The sequence below is a fragment of the Clostridium beijerinckii genome (assembly GCF_008705175.1).
In the GTDB taxonomy this organism is placed as follows: Bacteria; Bacillota; Clostridia; order Clostridiales; family Clostridiaceae; genus Clostridium; species Clostridium beijerinckii.
The window spans coordinates 5,518,505-5,536,749 of sequence record NZ_CP043998.1 but is presented as its reverse complement, the minus strand read 5'-3'; the positions used below and the strand labels follow the sequence as shown (position 1 = coordinate 5,536,749).

Annotated in this window: 10 protein-coding genes; 8 read left to right on the top strand and 2 right to left on the bottom strand. The window is 32.2% G+C overall.

Features of this window, described 5'->3' with window-relative positions; genetic code table 11:
• Nucleotides 1–136 precede the first annotated feature (136 nt).
• The 3 genes from F3K33_RS24410 to F3K33_RS24400 all read left to right on the top strand — a co-directional run bounded on the left by F3K33_RS24410 (nucleotide 137) and on the right by F3K33_RS24400 (nucleotide 3,100).
• Complete coding sequence (locus F3K33_RS24410) at nucleotides 137–973, top strand: ABC transporter substrate-binding protein (RefSeq protein ID WP_039770791.1); 837 nt, start codon at nucleotides 137–139, stop codon at nucleotides 971–973.
• A 758-nt stretch (nucleotides 974–1,731) separates the two neighbouring features.
• A complete protein-coding gene (locus F3K33_RS24405) occupies nucleotides 1,732–2,391 on the top strand; it encodes an amino acid ABC transporter permease (protein WP_017212139.1) in 660 nt (219 codons plus the stop codon).
• Entirely contained in the window at nucleotides 2,378–3,100 is a 723-nt protein-coding gene (locus F3K33_RS24400) for an amino acid ABC transporter ATP-binding protein (protein ID WP_039770789.1), read from the top strand. The genes F3K33_RS24405 and F3K33_RS24400 overlap by 14 nt, the downstream gene beginning before the upstream one ends.
• Nucleotides 3,101–3,601: 501 nt before the next feature.
• Here the strand turns inward: F3K33_RS24400 and F3K33_RS24395 are convergent.
• Nucleotides 3,602–4,408 carry a DUF2628 domain-containing protein gene (locus tag F3K33_RS24395; protein ID WP_039770787.1) on the bottom strand — a complete coding sequence of 269 codons (807 nt, stop codon included), beginning with the start codon at nucleotides 4,406–4,408 and terminating at the stop codon, nucleotides 3,602–3,604.
• A gap of 256 nt (nucleotides 4,409–4,664) precedes the next feature.
• Nucleotides 4,665–5,840: a cation diffusion facilitator family transporter gene (locus tag F3K33_RS24390; protein ID WP_039770785.1), complete on the bottom strand. Its 1,176-nt coding sequence runs from the start codon at nucleotides 5,838–5,840 to the stop codon at nucleotides 4,665–4,667.
• Nucleotides 5,841–6,046: 206 nt separating this feature from the next.
• Here F3K33_RS24390 and dapA point away from each other — a divergent pair, with 206 nt between their 5' ends.
• The 5 genes from dapA (at nucleotide 6,047) to F3K33_RS24360 (ending at nucleotide 18,149) form a co-directional block, all read left to right on the top strand.
• Nucleotides 6,047–6,931, top strand: coding sequence for a 4-hydroxy-tetrahydrodipicolinate synthase (dapA, locus tag F3K33_RS24385; RefSeq protein WP_039770783.1), 885 nt, complete (start codon nucleotides 6,047–6,049; stop codon nucleotides 6,929–6,931).
• Between the two features lie 521 nt (nucleotides 6,932–7,452).
• Nucleotides 7,453–8,517, top strand: coding sequence for a putative phage replisome organizer (locus F3K33_RS24380; RefSeq protein ID WP_039770781.1), 1,065 nt, complete (start codon nucleotides 7,453–7,455; stop codon nucleotides 8,515–8,517).
• Nucleotides 8,518–8,665: 148 nt separating this feature from the next.
• Nucleotides 8,666–9,952, top strand: coding sequence for a M18 family aminopeptidase (locus tag F3K33_RS24375; protein ID WP_038458062.1), 1,287 nt, complete (start codon nucleotides 8,666–8,668; stop codon nucleotides 9,950–9,952).
• A gap of 279 nt (nucleotides 9,953–10,231) precedes the next feature.
• Nucleotides 10,232–10,879, top strand: a complete 648-nt coding sequence (locus F3K33_RS24370) for a PD-(D/E)XK nuclease domain-containing protein (protein WP_051144799.1) — start codon at nucleotides 10,232–10,234, stop codon at nucleotides 10,877–10,879.
• A 1,261-nt stretch (nucleotides 10,880–12,140) separates the two neighbouring features.
• Nucleotides 12,141–18,149: an Ig-like domain-containing protein gene (locus F3K33_RS24360; RefSeq protein ID WP_154862473.1), complete on the top strand. Its 6,009-nt coding sequence runs from the start codon at nucleotides 12,141–12,143 to the stop codon at nucleotides 18,147–18,149.
• Nucleotides 18,150–18,245 lie beyond the last annotated feature (96 nt).

Genomic DNA, 18,245 nt, shown 5'->3' with positions numbered 1-18,245 from the left:
TATAATAAGTAATGAGGATAAATTTAATTTTAATGAATAATAATTAAACTTTTTATCATATTTCTATTGAGTAAATATAAAAAAGTGTGTATAATTATGCTATCGTTAGTAGAGTAAAGTTTTGGAGGTATTAATAATGAAAGTTGGTATAGTAAAAAAATTAGTTGCTATTGCAGCAGCATCAGCTATTGCAATAGGTATGGTAGGCTGTGGAAACAGCACTAAAGGAAACAAAGAAAACACAAGCAGTAATGCTTCTGCATTACAGGCAATAAAATCAAAAGGTAAGCTTGTAATAGGAACAAGCGCCGATTATCCACCATATGAATTCCATAAAGAAGTAGATGGAAAAGATCAAATCGTTGGATTTGATATTGAAATGGCAAAAGAAATTGCAAAAGATTTAGGAGTAGAACTTGAAATAAAAGATATGGCATTTGATGGATTGTTAGTAGCACTTCAATCAGATAAAATAGATATGGTATTTGCAGGTATGACTCCAACAGATGAAAGAAAACAAAATGCAGATTTCTCAGACATATATTATACTGCAACACATAGATTTGTACTTAGATCAGGTGATGAAGCTGGAATAACTAAAATGGAAGATTTAAAAAATAAGAAAATCGGAGTACAAAAAGGTTCAATACAAGAAGGTATAGCAAAGGATAACTTTGATGCGGCAAATATAAAATCATTAGACAAAGTTACTGATTTAATATTAGATTTAAAGAATAATAAAGTTGATGCAGTTTTAGCTGAACAACCAGTTGCTCAAATAAATGTTGATAAGAACGAAGGTATCGCAATTGCTGACAAATTAGAAGTTAAAGATCCAGACGGTGGATCTGCTATAGCTATGAAAAAAGGTTCAACTGATTTAACAGATCAAGTTAATAAGACAATAAAGAGATTAAAAGATGAAGATAAGATAAAGCAGTTTGTACTAGATGCAAATAAACTAGTAGATTAATCCTATTTGGCACTAAAAAGTACGATAGAAAATAACGAGTTAGAGATGTAGTATATATTTTGTTATTGACAAGGTGAATTTAGATAATATGATTTATTCCTTCATGAAAGTTATTTAAAATTTCAGAAGTTATATTGGGATTATTTAAAATCACTTTGTACCCGTTGTGGGTATAAGTTTGACTGAGACCGGGTGATAAAGAGAGCTTCACCTGAGAAGTTTTAACTTGTACTAAGTAATGAAAGTTTTTAGCATATAGAAACTATAAGGTAATACATACCAGTATAGTAGGATGCAAAATATACTGACATCATAGCTTGTTATTTTTTTGAGTATTAGATATATGTTGTAAATTCACAATGCACATTTCACAATGCACAATTATGGCTAAAATTTTTATAATATTTCTAGAATTATGATGAAGAATTATTTTTGAAATATATATATTTAAAATTATTTTTATACTGGAAATTAACAACAGTTGAAAATTATCGGATAATGTCTTATAATTAAAAATTAGTGGCTATTTTATTATATGTATATTATGAAGTGAAACTTGATTCAGATAGGGGAGTCCCTAGATGATCTTAGTTGAACTTATATAGGGTTGTGTTACTGTATATATTACTTAAGCAGGTAGCCTAAATATATGATTTAGTGTGAATCGGTTACTCATCTGACTTTAGGAAGAGGAGTTTCATATATTGTGAGAGTATTACAGTGGCTAGACATCAGATAAAGAACTAGGAGGGAAAATATTGAATTTTACATTTTTAGGAAAATACTCTGAATATTATTTAAAAGGTGCAGAAATCACTATTGTATTAGCATTTTTTGCAGTGCTATGTGGTACAATCTTGGGTCTTGCATTAACTCTTTTAAGGCGTTCAAAATTTAAACCAATAAGCTATATAGCAACAGCTTATGTAGAATTTGTAAGAGGTACTCCACTTCTAGTTCAAATCTATATAATCTATATAGGATTACCTAAGCTTATAGGAATAGATATGCCTGATATGACGGTTGGATCAATAGCTTTAGCATTAAACTCAGCAGCATATATATCTGAAATAATAAGAGCTGGAATCGAAGCAGTGGACAAAGGTCAAATGGAAGCAGCTAGAAGTTTAGGAATGAATCAAGGGTTAGCAATGGTTCATGTTATAATTCCACAAGCATTTAAGAATATATTACCTGCTCTTGGAAATGAATTTATTTCTGTAATAAAAGAATCATCAATGGTTTCTGTTATAGGTGTTGCAGAACTTATGTACAATGCAAGTATTGTAAGAGGAAATACAGCTTTAGGATTAGAACCAATAATTGTAGCAGCAGTAGTCTACTTTGTTTTAACTTTCACTTTGACAAGATGTTTAGGTTATGTTGAAAGGAGGATGAAAGCAAGTGATATACGTTAAAGATTTACATAAAAGCTTTGGAAAAAATAATGTGTTAAAAGGAATAGATGAGCATATCAGCAAAGGTGAAGTTGTAGTTGTAATTGGGCCTTCTGGGTCAGGAAAAAGTACATTTTTAAGATGTCTTAACTTATTGGAAACTCCTACATCTGGGCAAATTACTTTTGAAGATAAGGATATAACATCAAAAGCAACCAATATAGATAAGATGAGAGAAAAAATGGGGATGGTATTCCAACAATTTAATTTATTTCCTCATAAAACAGTCTGTGAAAATATATGCCTAGCTCCTATTAAAGTAAAAGGAATTTCTAAAGATGAAGCTAAAAATATAGCAGAAAGCTTATTAAATAAGGTTGGTTTGATAGATAAAATAAATGCTTACCCATCATCATTATCAGGTGGACAAAAGCAAAGAATTGCAATAGCTAGAGCTTTAGCTATGCAGCCAGATGTTATGTTATTCGATGAACCAACATCTGCTTTAGATCCTGAAATGGTTGGAGAAGTTCTAAATGTTATGAAAGATCTTGCAAAGGAAGGTATGACAATGGTAGTTGTTACACACGAAATGGGATTTGCAAGAGAAGTTGGAGATAGAATATTATTTATGGATGAAGGAAAAATATTAGAATCTGGGACTCCAGAGGAAGTATTTAAGAATCCTAAAAATCCACGTACAATAGACTTTTTATCTAAAGTTTTATAATTAACTATACAACAAGGCGTTCACCAAATAACTATTTTTATTAGTTATTATGGTGAACGCCTAAAATTTTAATATAGATAAACTAATTATAATCCATACTTATGCGTATAGCTCACCGAAATGAATAATATACTTTTGTTCCAGTTTCTAGGTAATTCTGATGGGTGATTCTAAGGCTATAAAGTTGCACCCAAAGTGCTAGCCTCAAAGAACAAGCTTTGAACTAGCACATTTGGAACAACTTATAGTCAAAGAATCACATCCATCAAAATTACCAATGAAACATTCCACAAAAGTATATCACTCATTTCTGGTTAGAAGATATTTCATAGTCTAAGTATTATAGTTTATGATTGCGCTATCTATAGATACCCTAACTAAGAGTAGGAATTTACCGAAATTATAAGAATTATTATTTGGGAAACTTATGAAAATTTCGCTAAAGGTTTTAAGCATAAGGCTGTATTAGCCTTAACGTATTCGAACTTTTAGTTTAACAAGCTAAAAGTAGTACGAAGGAGAAGAAAATTTATGTGGTGTAATCCTAGTTGAAAGCCACATGCCAAGTGAAATTACTATAAACATAATATGGAGAGCTAATACAATTAATGGTGCGGCTAAATTAACTCCGCCTTTTTTACGTAATTTATTTATATATTCAGTATTGCTGAGATTTTGTATATTGATAACATTCATTTTGAAGTCTTTAATCTTACGTTCGCAATTGTTAAGATAAATAAAATTTGCATATAAAGTTAATATAATTCTTATGAGTAGTAGCAAAGATAAGTGTATTCCCTTTGGAAAAATCGCTGAAGATACTAAGGTTAAGAGTATCAAAGCAGCTCCTGGAATATAAAGTTTTCTGTATAATAACCAATAGTAACCGAAGAAAAAACATGGCCAGTTCCAAGATAAAAATTTATGTTTATCGTTATATTTGTTGAGGTGATTAATATAGAAACCGCTATTATTACCAATAAAGATAGCTAGTTCGTCTCGAGAAATATTGTTGCTTTTATTGTAAGGAATAGAATATATATTTTTAAATTTGTTTGTATTCTGATTATTATAATAGTCATTTCTATTATGATAGACTTTGTTTTGATTAAAGTTATCATTAGATTTGGAGTTGTTTTCAACATGATCTACTTTAATATCAGCATTAACTCTACTATTTAAGTTTTCTTCAGTATAATCTATATTAGTTTTTTCAGTATTTTTAATCGTATTACCGAAATAAGAACACATAGGATTTATACACACATCATTTATTCCTAGTTCTTCTGAACAATGTGGACATTTCAAAATTATATCCTCCTTTTAATAGCACTTAATACTAAAAGGATATCACAAATTTATCCAATTAACAATGAGAAGGACAGCAAATAGGATAGGGTAAAAAGGAATAATGAATTGAAAAAATTTAGGTGGAGTTTCAGCTTTATTTATACTTATAGTTTTAAGGATAAGAATATGTATTAAATGGGATGCAGCGATATAGAAAAAGTACAGCCATTATTTCAAACTAGAAGTTTCTTGGTTTGAAATAACGGCTGTATTTTTATGTGTAGTGTTTGTCTATAGTAATGACACAGTTATAAGAAGGATGATATTTCTTTACTCCTTCAGATATTATATTTATAAGTTCAGTATCAGTTATAGAAAGTTTTTTTGATGGTTCAATAACAACGTCAAAAATTAAGTTCTTGATATCACCTTCACCGACTACTCTAAAATCATGTATTGACTCTATATAATCATATTTTTCAATTATGGATAGAATTTCATTATAAGCTTCTTTGACTTCGCCTTCAATAATGCAGATAGGATCGATGTGAATAACTAAGTAAATCTTAAGTGCTTTTGAAATTTCTCTTTCAGCTTTATCAATCACTTCGTGAATATCTACAACGTTAATATTTCCAGGAATTTCAGCATGAATAGATGCCATACATTTACCAGGACCATAATTGTGAACTATTAAATCATGTGAGCCGAGGATGTTATCGTAAGACAAAACCATTCTTTCTATGGATTCAACAAGTTCTGGATCTGGCGCTTCTCCCAAAAGTGGATTTATAGTATCTTTAACTAAATTGAAACCGGCATAAACAATGAATAATGCAACAAACATTCCTATATATCCGTCTATAGGGAAAGAAGTGAATTTTGAAGCTAAAAATGAAATAGCCACACAAGTAGTGGTAAATACATCCCCTAGAGCATCTGTAGAAGCAGCTTTTAGAGCAGAGGAATTAATCTTTTCACCAATAAATTTATTAAATTTAGAAAGCCAAATCTTAAAAAATATTGATACTATAAGCAGAATAAATGAAAATAACTCGAAAGCAACTGGTGATGGATTAACTATTCTTTCAAATGAAGATTTTATAAATTGCAGACCAACTAACATTACCATGAAGGCAACAATAAGTGCTGAAAGATATTCTATCCGCCCATGACCAAAGGGATGTTCTCTATCAGCTGGTTTATTTGAAAGTTTAAAACCTAAAATAGTAATTAAAGAGGAGGCTGCATCAGAAAGGTTATTAAAAGCATCAGCCATTATAGCTATACTCGAAACTATTATTCCAACAGAAAGTTTTATTATAAATAAAATAATATTTACTACAATACCTATGATACCGCCAAGCACACCGTAAGAATTTCTAACTGTGTCATCTTTAACATTAGAATTATCCTTAACAAATTTATTAACTATAAGTTCAAAAAACATGAAATACACTCCAATCATAAGAAATTACCAATAAGCATTACATCTATTATATTAAATATTTTTAGTTAAGCAAGTATTTTTTTACCAGAAATTAAGCAATCTAACACTAATAAATATATATTTCATATTTTAAATATATTCTAAGTTTATAGTAGCACTTTACTGTGTTATAATTTATATAGAAAATATTCGAGGGGGCAATTTTTATGAAGGATATTATATTTACTGGTGCGGCAGTTGCAATTGTTACACCTTTTACAGAAGATGGAATTAATTTCTCTGAATTAAAAAAACTAATTGATTTTAATATAGAGAATGGTACAGATGCAATTGTAATTGCAGGAACTACAGGTGAGTCTTCAACTATGACTGATGAAGAACACAGGGAAGTTATTAGATTTACAGTAGAATATGTAAATAAGAGAGTACCAGTTATTGCGGGCACAGGGTCTAATGATACAGTTTATGCTGTTGAATTATCAAAATACGCTGAAAGTGTTGGTGCAGATGCACTTTTATTAGTAACACCATATTACAATAAAACTACTCAAACTGGATTAATAAAACATTACAATTATATTGCGGATAGAGTTAATATTCCAATAATTCTATATAATGTACCATCAAGAACAGGAGTTAATATAGCACCTGAAACATATGCAGAATTAGCTAAGCATCCACGTATAGTTGCAACAAAAGAAGCTAGTGGGGATCTTTCAGCGATTGCAAAGATAAAAGCGATATGCAAAGATGAACTTAATATATATTCTGGAAATGATGATCAAATAGTTCCGATATTATCACTTGGGGGAAAAGGCGTTATTTCAGTCTTTTCGAATATTATGCCAAAAGAGTCGCATGAAATTTGTAGTTTATATTTTGAAGGAAAAGTAGAAGAAAGCTGTAGCATTCAAACAAAATATTTAGATCTTATAAATACGTTATTTATAGAAGTAAACCCAATTCCAGTAAAGACTGCATTAGGAATTATGGGATATAACGTAGGACCACTTAGAATGCCATTATTCCCAATGGAAGGCAAGAATCTAGAAAAATTACGTGAAGAACTTGCTAAAAATAATCTTATATAAGTTTTAGTGTGTATTTTAAGTATAGATAAATAATATTTAATTTAGATTTATAAAATAATTCATATAAATAAGCAATATATTAATGAACGCTTGGATATTATAAATTCGGGCGTTCATTTTCGTTCTTTACAAAGAAATTATAAAAAGTTAAATCTATAGATTACTGTTGAAAACGTCAGAAATATATATTTTGCGAGGCAGATGCGTAAGAATTTTTTTGTCTACCATTTTACTGCATAAAACTATTTTATAGATAAGCCAATTATAAGCTGGATTTATACTATGAAATATATCCCAAATAGAAAAGTATATTATTCATTTCGGCGAGTTATATACATAAGTTAAGGTCTTAGTTGGGTTATCTATATGAATTAGATCCAAATTAAAATTTAGATGTATTTTACCCATGGAATAAAATTATTTCTAGAAAAATATAAAAAACTTTAGAGAAATTATGTAATTGTTCATTTTTATACATATATTCCATATAGAAGACTAATTTAAATGGGAGAGTGTTAAAGATGAAAGAAAGAAAATTTGTTAAATTAAGAGTTGATATGTATGATGATACTAAATCTAAAATAATAGATACAATGAATGAAAGAGATCTTATTCAGTATATTTGGATTAGACTTATTGTTTTAGCTGGTAAGGTAAATTTAGAAGGAGAATTATTTTTGTCTAGAAATATTCCATACACAATGGAAACCATCGCTATAGAATTTAATAGAGATATTGAACGAGTGAAATTAGCTATGAAGGTTTTAATGGATTTAGAAATGATTGAGTTTACTGAAGATAAAATCTATAAAGTAAAGAATTTTGTTAAGCATCAAAATATTAAAATAAATAAGAGTACTGAAATTAAAGCTAATGTAGTAAAAGAAAATGATTCTAGTCACAAAAGGGATGAGTCTAAAATTAAAGATAGAGAAAATATAATAGGTGTTGATTCAAAAAGTAATGGCTATAAAAGTATTGATCAGATTGTTAGAAATAAAACTGCTAAGATTGAAGATAAGAGTATTATGAATGCTAATGAAGAGATAAATGAAAACAATAATGATGATAATAATATTAACAATTGTAATAGATATAATAAAGATTCTACCAGCGTGGATTCTGAATTTGTGGTTAAAGGTAATACAGAAAATGAAAGCTTTGCAAATAGTAATAAAAATAATAGTAATACTATAAGTGCTGAAATAACTCAGAATAATGATACTATAAATGCTAGTATAGATCCTACTAATGATAAAGATAATAATGAAAACATAGAATGTGTAGATAATACTAGAAATGCAGATGTGATAAATAGTAATATTACTTGCATAAATAACAATGCTAATATGAATATCAGCTTAGAAACTGAAAAAGGTTCCTGCGAAAGTAATGTAACTAATGCAAAGTCAAGTATACCAATCTCTGCGAAAAAGAAGAATAGTAAGGGCAGAAAAAAATCCAATAATAAAAGCGACATTAACGAGATAAATTTAAGTGACGATGATGAAGAAATAGTTGAACTTTGTTCAGGAGATGTGACGCTTGGAAAAGATGAAAAAGTAGTTATGGCATTTACTATGTAGGTATTATCTAATATAAAATTTTCTAGATAATCACACATATAAAATATGCATTATTTTCTAAAAAGGTATATAATATTAAAAGTGAATTTAATATTGTTTAATGTTTTATGAGAAAAATTTAATTTATGTAGGGAGAGATAATAACTATATGAATAATGCACAAGAATTATTAGATTTTATAAATAATGGTAAGACGGCTTTTCAAAGTACTTATGAAATTAAAAATATTTTAGATAAGCAAGGTTATACAGAAATTAAAGAAGAAGATAAATGGGAATTAAAAAAAGGTAGTAAACACTATATTATAAAAAATAACTCTGCATTAATTGCCTTTGAAATAGGGAATGGTGATATTGAAAAAGATGGGTTCAGATTAATAGGAGCACATACTGATTCACCAGGATTTAGAATAAAGCCAAATCCAGAAATGAAAGTTGAAGGACATTATGTGAAATTAAATACTGAAGTATATGGAGGGCCAATACTAAGTACTTGGTTTGATAGACCTTTAAGCGTAGCAGGAAGAGTAACTTTAAAAGGAGAAAATCCATTCAGTCCAAGAGTTGAATTATTGGATGTAAATAAGCCAATCTTAATTATTCCTAACTTAGCAATACATATGAATAGAAGCGTGAATGAGGGCTATGAATATAATAAGCAAAAAGATACTTTACCAATGCTTACAATAGTTGAAGATAAGCTAGAAAAGGATAATTATTTAATTAATTTAATAGCAGAAACTTTAAAGGTAGATTCTAGCGATATATTAGATTTCGATTTGTTTTTATATGAGTATGCAGAAGGTATGCTAATTGGCTTAAATGATGAATTTATATCATGCGGAAGACTAGATGATTTATGGATGGTATTTGCAGGATTAAAAGCTTTAATAAGCAGTAATGAAATTAAAGCAACGAAGGTATTAGTAGCTTTAGATAATGAGGAAATAGGAAGCTTAACATCCCAAGGTGCAAATTCATCAATTTTAGAAAATATTTTAGAGAGAATAACTTTGGGTCTTGAAAAAGATAGAGAAAGTTTCAAGAGAGCATTAAGCAACTCAATAATGATATCAGCAGACTTAGCTCATGCAATACATCCAAACTATGTTGAAAAATGTGATCCTACAAATAAGCCTATGCTTGGAAAAGGGCCTGTACTTAAAATTGCAGCAGGTGGAAGTTATTCAACTGATAGTTATGCAAGTGCTGTCTTCAAAGGAATCTGTGAAAAAGCTGAAGTTCCATGCCAAGTATTTGTAAATAGATCAGATTTAAGAGGGGGAACAACCATTGGACCTATTACTGCATCAAAATTAAATATACCAGTAATAGATATGGGAGCGCCACTACTAAGTATGCATTCAATAAGAGAATTAGCTACTGTAAAGGATAATGAATATACAATTAAAGCATTTACTGAGTTTTTTAATTAATAGAATTTAAAAAAATAGAGCCTTACTCAATAAAATATAATTTGAGTAGGCTCTATTTTGTTATTTAGAATGAGTTTAAAGTAATAACTTAATAATATAAAAGATTGCTACAATGGGGATTATTTCGATGAAACCACAAGTTATAATCCGTGGTCAATATTAAATTACTTATCAAGCACTAAGGCAGGATTAAAACCTTATTGGGTAAACAGCAGTTCTAATGACTTAGTCAATATTCTATTAGCTAAAGGTTCTTAGGAAGTAAAGAAGGATTTAGAAGTGTTAATAGCTGGAGAGTCCATAATAAAGGTAATTGATGAAAATATAGTTATGGGTGATATAGAAAAATCAAGCGATAATTTATGGAGCTTCTTATTATTTACAGGATATCTTAAAGCAAAAGCAGCTTATAGAAAAGAAGAATATATTTTTTACGATTTAAGTATTCCTAATAGGGAAGTTAAAAGCCTTTATAAAAGCATAGTAGAAAATTGGTTTAAGGATACAATCACAAAAAGTGATTATTATATGATGATAAAGAGCCTAGTTACTGGATATATTAAAATATTCGGTAAGCTCCTTCGTCAATTTGTTTTAAAAAGTATAAGTTATTTTGATGTTGGAGGGAAAAAAGTGTATCATGCATTTGTATTAGGAATGTTAATAGATTTAAATGATACTCATCAAGTATTATCAAATAGAGAGTGTGGATATGGAAGGTACGATGTAATGATAATACCAAAAGATACTTCAAAACTTGATCCTGATGATGAGGAAACCTTAGAAGAAACAGCAAATGAAGCTTTAAAGCAAATTTTTTATAAGAAATATAGTACTGAATTAGAGAGCAGAGGAATAATTAATATAAAAGAAATTGCTATAGTATTTAAAGGAAAAGAAATATATATAAAAGAAGCAGATAAATAAGACACAAGCTGCTTGGATTAGATAAAACTAAATATTGTTAAGTATAATTAAAAGAATACTATTTAAATGAGAGGATGATTTTTGCATTAAGCAGAAGTCATCTTTTTTATGAAATTATAATGTAATTAAATCGTTCGTAACTTTTTTGATATAAAGAATTACAGGAATAATTTAAGTGACATTGAAAAGGTATTTATTTTTGAAACGTTATTAAGGATATTTTTGAGGAGTTTAGATAAAAATATAAAATGAGCGACAATTTGCAACAAATTTTTAACAATATATTTGGTAGAATACAATTAAGTATAGGTCGAAATTATCAAGAAAAAATAAAATTAATAAAAGAGAGAGTAATCACAAGCTCTGAAGAGTTTCTATGAGAACTCTTGATAGGATAGTGTAAAGTGAGGTGTGAAAAACCGAAGCGAATGCAATTTAGAATTAGAAGTACCATGGAGTGGGAAATATCTCTTTAAGTCTATGTGGATTAACTGAGCTCGCTACCATTGATGGCATGACAAATTAATGATCTGAAAATAGCACCCACGGCCAGGAAACTCAAAAACATATAGAATTTCACCGTCGCGTTCACAGCATTGTAGCATTAATTTGTAATACAATCAAGGACAAGCCTAAAGGCACGCTTTTAGATGGCTAAGTGAGTACCTTAGGCCCGAAAATCTAAAAACAGATAGACATTAAACTACCTTATTTCTTACATATTTAAAATCGTTTGTTGACCAAAATAAATAAGAAGCTGCCATTTGGCAGGCATGTTGTCTGCATTAGTTAACATGTCTATTTCATTTAAAGGTTTCCAATAGTTATAAGGAAGTTGTAGTAGGCAACTCAAAGAGAGACGCATAAAGAGCATCATTCTCACTACCACAACCGCCAGTAACACAGTAAGAGGATTTGAATGTGCGTTTAAGTCTTTCTGCTACTTGTTGCACCAAACGAAATTCAGCTAATACAGCATCATCATTAGTAAGTCCTATAACTTGTGTAACATCAAAATCCTAGCTATTTACAAGCTTACACTGTTGGCTGGCAAGAAGATATGCACTATAACCATCAGCAATAAATTTTAATGATTTATTAGGCAGTTTAGCAAGATTATTGCGATAGTAAGAGCGTTTTGAATTAACGCATTTATGAACTCGAAAATGCTTATGATTCTTTTTAGGAGCTAAAATGTTCCCACAATACGGACAAAGTAGAGAAACAAGTCAATATTAAAAATGGGAAGGGGAGATAATTTATGGAAAGATATAAAATATATAAAAGAAATATTAAAAAACAATTAAGCATAAGATTTGATTATATGTTTTGGTTATTCATATTGTTTATGTGTATTGGTTTTGCTATACCATCAAGTGCATATGCTGCAAATGATAAGTTATATTACTCACTAAGAGATAGTAATGGAGCTACAGCAGGATCTGGAGATATTTTGGGGGTTATGAACGCAGATGGAACTGGCCAAACAACCTTGGTTAGCAGCGTGGCAATGGCTCCAAGCTCAGTTATACTGGATATGGGTAATAATAGAGCCTTTCTTATAGATGGTGCATCGGGGAACAAGGTTATCTATTCAATAAATCTAACAAATAACGCAGTAAGCCAGGTTGCAAATTTTTCTTCAGCAACTTCCATAGGAGGTCTCTCTTATGATCCTGTTGGAGATAAGTTGTATTATTCACTAAGAGATAGTAATGGAGGTACAGCGGGACCTGGAGATCTTTTGGGGTTTATGAACGCAGATGGAACTGGGCAAACAACCTTGGTTAGTAGCGTGGCAATGGCTCCAAGCTCAGTTATACTGGATATGAGTCATAATAGAGCTTTTCTTATTGATGGATCAGCAGCGAATAAGGTTATTTATTCAATAAATCTAACAAATAACGCAGTAAGCCAGGTTGCAAATTTTTCTTCAGCATCTTCTATAGGAGGTCTCTCTTATGATCCTGTTGGAGATAAGTTGTATTATTCACTAAGAGATGGTAATGCAGCTACAGCAGGATCTGGAGATCTTTTGGGGGTTATGAACGCAGATGGAACTGGGCAAACAACCTTGGTTAGCAGCGTGGCAATGGCTCCAAGCTCAGTTATACTGGATATGGGTAATAATAGAGCCTTTCTTATAGATGGTGCATCAGGGAACAAGGTTATCTATTCAATAAATCTAACAAATGAAGCAGTAAGCCAGATTGCAAATTTTTCTTCAGCAGCTTCTATTGGTGGTCTTGCTTATTATGATGGAGATCAACCTATAGTAGACCTGGCTAGATCCAACCCTGCTAATGGTGCTTCAAGTATACTTCCTACACAAAATGTACAAATAAAATTTAATGAGAAGGTTATTTCTGGATCAGGCTCATTCTCAATTTACAACGCTGATTCAGGCACATTGATTGAGACTATTCAAGCTACAAGTCCAAACATAACAGGATGGAATTCAGATACTATTACGATTGATCCAAGTGCTACGCTACCAAATGGAAATATATCAGTTCGGTGGTCGGCAGGTGCTGTTCAAGATTTGAATCAAAATTATTTGGTTGCAAACTTAGTTAATACGTACTATCATTTCACGGTTGGCGCTTCTCCAGCAACAGCACCAACTAGTATTGTGCTATCAGGAGGAAGCACAAATTCAGTTGATGGAGTTACAAATGTATCGATACCAACTGCAGGAGGAAGCGATACAACAGGAGCGGTAACAGGCTGGGTAAGCGGAAGTGCAGACAAGATTAAATTTACAGTAACAGATGGAGGAAGTGCATCGTCAACAATAACAATAAATGGCGCAGCATATACAAGTGGAACTGATTATACAATAGGAACAGCAACAAGCCTTATAATAGTAGTAACCACAACAGAAGCAGGGAAGACAACGGAAGTAAGAAACTTCACAGTAACAGTAGCTCCAGCACTAAGCACTAATGCAACAGTAACATCAGGAAGTTACACAGTAGGAGCATTAGTAGGAAATTCAGGAACAATAACAAATGTACCATTTGGAACAACAAAAGCAGCATTTCAGGCAGCATTAGCAAAAGGGGAAAATCATCAAAGCTGGAATGTAACAGGTCTGTCAGATCCAGTAGTGAGTGGAGATATATTAGTAGTAACAGCACAAGACGGAACGACAGTAGCAACATATACAGTAACAGCAAATGTAGCAACAACGTATGCGGCAACATTATCTCAAACAACGAATTTTACATTTACAGGAAAAACAGTAGGATATTCAACAATATCACCACAAACTGTAACTGTAAATAATACAGGAACAGGAAGTATAACAAATTTATCAGTAGCGTTAAGTGGAACAAATGCAAATAGTTTCACATTAGGAACACTTGGAGCAACAACAGTAAGTACAGGAAATCAAACAAGCTTTACAATAAAGCCAAATGATAACTTAGCAGCAGGAACTTACACAGCAACAGTAACATTAACAGGAGATAATGGAATAAGCGAAAGCTTTAATGTGAGCTTTACCGTAAGCGCAGCATTAACGCATACAGCAACGTTATCTCAAACAGGAACTGATACATTTGCAGGAGAAACAGTGGGATATGGATCAATATCACCACAAAGTATAACAGTAAATAGTACAGGAACAGGAAGTATAACAAATTTATCAGTAGCGTTAAGTGGAACAAATGCAAATAGTTTCATATTAGGAACACTTGGAGCAACAACAGTAAGTACAGGAAATCAGACAAGCTTTACAATAAAGCCAAATGATAACTTAGCAGCAGGAACTTACACAGCAACAGTAACATTAACAGGAGATAATGGAATAAGCGAAAGCTTTAATGTAAGCTTTACCGTAAGCGCAGCGCCAGTGGTGCCAGCAGTAAATAGTGTTGCAGTAGATCCGACAACTGCAAGTATAGTACAGGGTGAAAATAAACAATTGACAAAAACAGTAATTGCAGTAGGAGGAGCGGCAGAAACAGTAACGTGGTCAAGCAGTGATGTAAGCGGAAAAGTGACAGTAGATGAAACAGGATTAGTAACTGTAGCATCAGATGCTGCGCCAGGAGATTATATAATAACAGCGACATCAACATTTGATACAAGCAAAAAAGGGACAGCGACAATAACCGTAAGCGCAGCGCCAGTGGTGCCAGCAGTAAATAGTGTTGCAGTAGATCCGACAACTGCAAGTATAGTACAAGGCGAAAATAAACAATTGACAAAAACAGTAATCGCAGTGGGAGGAGCAGCAGAAACAGCAACGTGGTCAAGCAGTGATGTAAGCGGAAAAGTGACAGTAGATGAAACAGGATTAGTAACTGTAGCATCAGATGCTGCGCCGGGAGATTATATAATAACAGCAACATCAACATTTGATACAAGCAAAAAAGGAACAGCAACAATAACAGTAACCGCAGCGCCAGTGGCGCCAGCAGTAAATAGTGTTGCAGTAGATCCGACAACTGCAAGTATAGTACAGGGTGAAAATAAACAATTGACAAAAACAGTAATTGCAGTAGGAGGGGCAGCAGAAACAGTAACGTGGTCAAGCAGTGATGCAAGCGGAAAAGTGACAGTAGATGAAACAGGATTAGTAATTGTAGCATCAGATGCGGCGCCAGGAGATTATACAATAACAGCAACATCAACATTTGATACAAGCAAAAAAGGAACAGCAACAATAACAGTAACCGCAGCGCCAGTGGCGCCAGCAGTAAATAGTGTTGCAGTAGATCCGACAACTGCAAGTATAGTACAAGGTGAAAATAAACAATTGACAAAAACAGTAATTGCAGTAGGAGGGGCAGCAGAAACAGTAACGTGGTCAAGCAGTGATGCAAGCGGAAAAGTGACAGTAGATTCAAATGGTTTAGTAACAGTAGCATCAGATGCAGCGCCAGGAGATTATACAATAACAGCGACATCAACATTTGATACAAGTAAGACAGGAACAGCAACAATAACAGTAACCGCAGCGCCAGTGGCGCCAGCAGTAAATAGTGTTGCAGTAGATCCGACAACTGCAAGTATAGTACAAGGTGAAAATAAACAATTGACAAAAACAGTAATTGCAGTTGGAGGAGCAGCAGAAACAGTAACGTGGTCAAGCGGTGATGCAAGCGGAAAAGTAACAGTAGATTCAAATGGTTTAGTAACAGTAGCATCAGATGCAGCACCAGGAGATTATACAATAACAGCGACATCAACATTTGATACAAGCAAAAAAGGAACAGCAACAATAACAGTAAGCGCAGCGCCAGTGGTGCCAGCAGTAAATAGTGTTGCAGTAGATCCGACAACTGCAAGTATAGTACAAGGTGAAAATAAACAATTGACAAAAACAGTAATTGCAGTAGGAGGGGCAGCAGAAACAGTAACGTGGTCAAGCGGTGATGCAAGCGGAAAAGTAACAGTAGATTCAAATGGTTTAGTAACAGTAGCATCAGATGCAGCACCAGGAGATTATACAATAACAGCGACATCAACATTTGATACAAGTAAAAAAGGAACAGCAACAATAACAGTAATGACATCAGCAGCAGTAACATACACCCTTAACTATACAGCAGAAGCAGGTGGAACAATTGAGGGGGATTTATCGCAGACGGTGGATGAAGGATCTGATGGAACTACAGTTACAGCAGTACCTGATACAGGTTATCATTTCGTAAACTGGAGTGATGGAAAAACTAATGCAAGTAGAATGGATACTAATGTACATGATGATATAAGCGTAAGTGCAGAATTTGAAATTGATTTACCTAATGATACTGATACAACAACACCAGCAGCTGTAAGAATTAGCGGAAATCAAAAAGTAGATAATACTTTAGAAGCTCTTTTAATAGATGAAAATGGCTTAAGTGTAACTACATCTTCAGCAGTAACATATAAATGGTATAGAATATCAGGCAATGATGCTGATAATGGAACACTAGTTGGTGAAGGATTAACTTACAAGTTGATCAGTAGCGATATAGGTAAATATATTAAATTAGTAGTATCTTATATAGATAAAACTTTTGAAAAGATTACATCAAAGATTTCAGGGAATTCATCAAGTGGTAGTTCAGGTTCATCAGGTCACAGTAGCTCATCAACATCTAGTAGCAATACAAGTTCTACAGAAAAAATTACAGTGAAGGTTACAGACGGAAAAAGTGACACTTCAATATCAAAAACTGTAATTGAAAGAACAACAGCAAGTGATGGAACTAAAAAGGATATTGTAACTTATACACCTGATAAAGCTAAAGAAACAGTAGGTGCATTAACGAGTGAAGGAAAAGATACAGCAAGAATAGTTGCTACAGATACAGATAATGATGTATCTGAAACTAAGGTTAATATACCTAAAGAAACACTAACAGCGCTTTCAAGTGGAAATGTAAATTTACAAATAGAAACAGGTGGTGCTATAGTTTCATTACCAAAAGAATCTGTTCAAGGTTTAGCACAAAGTGGACAATTAAATGGAGATTTGTATTTCAGATTAGTTCCAATAAAGGATGAAACAAAGCAGACAGAAATCAAGACAACAGCAAATCAACAGGCTACAATAAAAGCTGTATCAGGAAATAATGGCGTGCAAGTATTAGGAACACCAATGACTATAGAAACAAATATGAGTCAAAGGGCTGTAGATATTGTATTACCGCTAAAAGGAATTACTCTTCCAACTGATGCAACTGAAAGACAAGCTTTCTTGAATGATCTTGGAGTATTCATTGAACATAGCGATGGAGAAAAGGTTCTTGAAAAGGGTGAAGTAGTTGAATATGGGGATGGAATCTTTGGAATTAAATTCACAGTAAATAAGTTCAGTGATTTCACTATAGTGAAATTAAACAAAACAAATCAAACTGGTTGGAAATTAGATAATGGTTATTGGTATTTCTTTGACAATGCTGGAACTATGATAACCGGATGGTACAAGTCTGGAAGTGGAGACTGGGTATATGATGGAAAAGATACAGTAGGACAATGGTTCCACTTGGAAAGAGATGGAAGAATGGACACCGGTTGGTTTAAAGATAGTGATGGGACATGGTACTTCTTATGCGATGGTAGAAACTATGGCGCTCTAGGCTATATGGAAACAGGATGGAAATTCATTGATGGTAAGTGGTATTTTTTAAAGAGCAATGGAGCTATGGCAACAGGCTGGACATATGTGGATGGCAGTTGGTACTACTTATATTCTGACGGCAGTATGGCAGGCGACACTGAGATTGACGGTTATAGATTAGATACAAGTGGAGCTTGGATTAACAACTAAAACTATATATCTGTCAATATATTTTTAAAACATACTATTTAAAAGGATGATTTCTGCATTAAGCAGAAGTCATCTTTTTTTTCTTATTTATGAAAT